The following is a 3,440-nucleotide window of genomic DNA, read 5'->3' as shown; positions in this document are numbered from 1 at the left end:
CCGATCGCGATCGTCGGCATGGCCTGCCGCTACCCCGGTGGCGTCCGGACTCCCGAGGAGCTGTGGGACCTCCTGGCCGCGGGCGGCGACGCGATCAGCGGCTTCCCGGCCGACCGCGGCTGGGACGTCGAGGGCCTGTTCGACCCGGACCCGGACGCCGAGGGCTCGACCTATGTGATCGAGGGCGGATTCCTCGGCGGCGCCGGGGAGTTCGACGCCGGCTTCTTCGGGATCAGCCCGCGTGAGGCGATGGCATGGACCCGCAGCAGCGGCTGCTGCTGGAGACCTCCTGGGAGGCCGTCGAGCGGGCCGGCATCGACCCGAAGTCGCTGCACGGCTCCGCGACCGGCGTGTTCATCGGTGCGGCCGCCTCCGGCTACATCGGGGTGCTGGGCGACGAAGCGGAGGCCCAGGCGCACCTGATCACCGGGAACGCGCTCAGCGTCCTGTCCGGCCGGGTGTCGTACACGCTGGGCCTGAACGGGCCCGCGGTGACCGTCGACACGGCGTGCTCCTCCTCGCTGGTGGCGATGCACCAGGCGGTGCAGGCGCTGCGGTCGGGCGAGTGCACGGTGGCGCTGGCCGGCGGTGTGACGGTGATGGCCGACCCCGGCGAGTTCGTGAGCTTCTCGCGGCTGCGCGCGCTGTCGGCCGACGGCCGCTGCAAGGCCTTCGGGGAGGGCGCCGACGGCATGGGCATGGGCGAGGGCGTCGGAATGCTGGTGCTGGAGCGGCTGTCGGACGCCCGCCGCAACGGGCACCGGGTGCTCGGTGTGGTGCGCGGCAGCGCGATCAACCAGGACGGTGCGTCGAACGGTCTCACGGCGCCGAACGGCCCGGCCCAACGGCGGGTCATCCGGGCGGCGTTGGCGAGTGCGCAGCTGTCGGCGGCGGACGTGGACGTGGTCGAGGCGCACGGGACGGGCACGGAGCTGGGCGACCCGATCGAGGCGGGCGCGCTGCTGGCGACGTACGGCCAGGAGCGGTTCGAGGGCCGGCCGTTGTGGCTGGGGTCGGTGAAGTCCAACATCGGGCACGCCCAGCAGGCCGCGGGTGTGGCCGGTGTGATCAAGATGGTGCTGGCGCTGCGGGCCGGTGTGCTGCCGAAGACCCTGCACGCCGATGAGCCGTCCTCGCACGTCGATTGGGAGACGGGCAACGTCCGTCTGCTCCAGGACGCGGTGGCGTGGCCGGCGGGCGAGCGGCCGCGCCGGGCCGGTGTCTCGGCGTTCGGCATCAGCGGCACCAACGCGCACGTGATCATCGAAGAGGCGCCGGCCGAGGCGGAGGCGCCCGTCGACAGTGACGGCGGGAGCGTGGTGCCGGTGCTGTCGGGCGGTGTCCCGGCGTGGGTGCTGTCCGGACGGGACACCGAGGCGCTCGCCGGTCAGGCCGGCCGACTGCGTGAACACGTGCTGGCGCGGCCGGAGTTGTCGGTCGGTGATGTGGCGTGGTCGCTCGCGACGACGCGTGCGGCGCTGGAGCACCGGGCCGTCGTGCTCGGCGGCGAGCGGAGCGAGTTCGCGGAGCGTCTGGCGGCGGTGGCCACGGGGCAGCCGGCGGCGGGTGTGGTGACCGGGTCGGTGGCGGCTGCCGGGGTGGGGCGGACGGTGTTCGTCTTCCCCGGTCAGGGCAGCCAGTGGGTCGGGATGGGGCGTGAGCTGGTCACGTCGTCGCCGGTGTTCGCGGCGCGGCTGGCGGAGTGTTCTGCGGCTCTCGCGCCGTACGTGGACTGGCAGTTGGACGATGTTCTGGCGGGCCGGCACGGTTTCGAGGCCGCCGATGTGGTGCAGCCGGCGCTGTGGGCCGTGATGGTCTCGCTCGCTGCGGTCTGGGAGGCGGCCGGTGTCGCTCCGGACGCTGTGGTCGGTCACTCGCAGGGTGAGATCGCGGCGGCTGCTGTCGCGGGGATTCTTTCGCTGGAGGATGCGGCGAAGGTTGTTGCTCTTCGCAGCCGGACTCTGAAGGCGCTGGCGGGTCGTGGTGGGATGCTGTCGATCGCGGAGCCGGTGGACGGTGTCCGCGCCCGGATCGCCCCGTACGGTTCCCGCCTGTCGGTGGCGGCGGTGAACGGTCCCTCGGCGACGGTGGTTTCCGGCGACGCGGACGCGCTGCGTGAACTGGCGGACTCCTGCGGGGATTCGCCGCGTGCCCGGATGATTCCGGTGGACTACGCGTCCCACAGCGCGCACGTGGACGAGCTGCGCGAGGAGATCCTCTCGGTTCTCCAGGGCATCGCTCCGACCGAGGCCCGGATCCCCATGGTCTCCGCGCTGACCGGCGCGTGGCTGTCCGGTCCGGAGCTGGACCCCGACTACTGGTACGCGTCGCTGCGGGAGACCGTCGAGTTCGAGCGGGCGGTTCGTCTGCTGGGTGAGTCCGGGCACGGTGTGTTCCTGGAGGTGTCGCCGCATCCGGTGCTGACGCCGGCGATCGGTGACGCCCTGGAGGCGCTGTCCCCGGTCGTCGCGGGCACGCTGCGACGGGAGGAAGGCGGCGCCCAGCGTCTGCTGACCTCGTTCGCCGAGGTGTACGCGCAGGGTCTTTCGGTCGACTGGGCCGCCGTACTCGGCCGCGGTTCGACGGTGGACCTGCCCACCTACGCCTTCCGCCACCGCCACTACTGGCCGGAGGCGGACCGCAAGCGCGCGGACGTCACGGTGGCCACCGGAGCGGAGGCGGGCTTCTGGACCGCCGTGGAGAGTGGTGATGTCACCGCGCTCGCCGATCTGCTCGGCGTGGACCCGGCGGATGCCGCGCTGGGTGCGCTGACCGACTGGCGGCGTCGCGAGCGGGCCGGCTCGGCGGTTGCCGACTGGCGGTACCGGGTGTCATGGGCGCCGGTGAGCGAGTCCGGCGCGGTGCTGACCGGGACCTGGCTGCTGGTCGGGGACGGCACCGACGCGGCTGCGGTCGCGGAGGCGCTGGACCTTCCGGGTGCGCGGGTCGTCCGCTCGACTCCGGACGGTGTCGCCGCTGCGGTGGCCGCGCACTCCGACCTGCGGGGTGTGGTCTCGCTGCTGGCGCTGGACGAGTCGCCGGAGGAGGCGTTCCCGCTGGTTCCGGGCGGTCTGGCCGCGACGGTCGCGCTGGTTCAGGAGCTTGGCCGTCTCGGTGTGTCCGCCCCGCTGTGGGTGGTCACGCGGGGTGCGGTGGGTGCGGTCGCGGGTGATGCGGTGCGGCCGGTGCAGGCGCAGGTGTGGGGTCTGGGAGCCGTGGCGGCACTGGAGTTGGCGGGCCGCTGGGGCGGGCTGATCGACTTGCCGGCTGCCGTGGATGCGCGTACGGGTGCGCGGCTGGCGTCCGTCCTGGTCGGCGATGAGGACCAGGTCGCGGTGCGTGCGGGCGGGGTGCTGGCGCGGCGGTTGGTGCGCGCAGGCCGTCCGGCCGTCCGCGAGGCGTGGTTGCCGCGCGGTTCGGTCCTGGTGACGGGCGGTACG

The 3,440-nt window shown here is 73.6% G+C and carries 1 pseudogene; it reads left to right on the top strand.

The window, feature by feature from the left end:
* Positions 1 to 3,440 (top strand): annotated as a pseudogene (locus AE652_RS06350) (type I polyketide synthase); the annotation flags it as partial.

Origin of the sequence: Kitasatospora sp. MY 5-36 (assembly GCF_001182915.1) — a bacterium.
Taxonomy (GTDB): domain Bacteria; phylum Actinomycetota; class Actinomycetes; order Streptomycetales; family Streptomycetaceae; genus Kitasatospora.
This window is presented reverse-complemented; position numbering and strand designations above follow the sequence as displayed.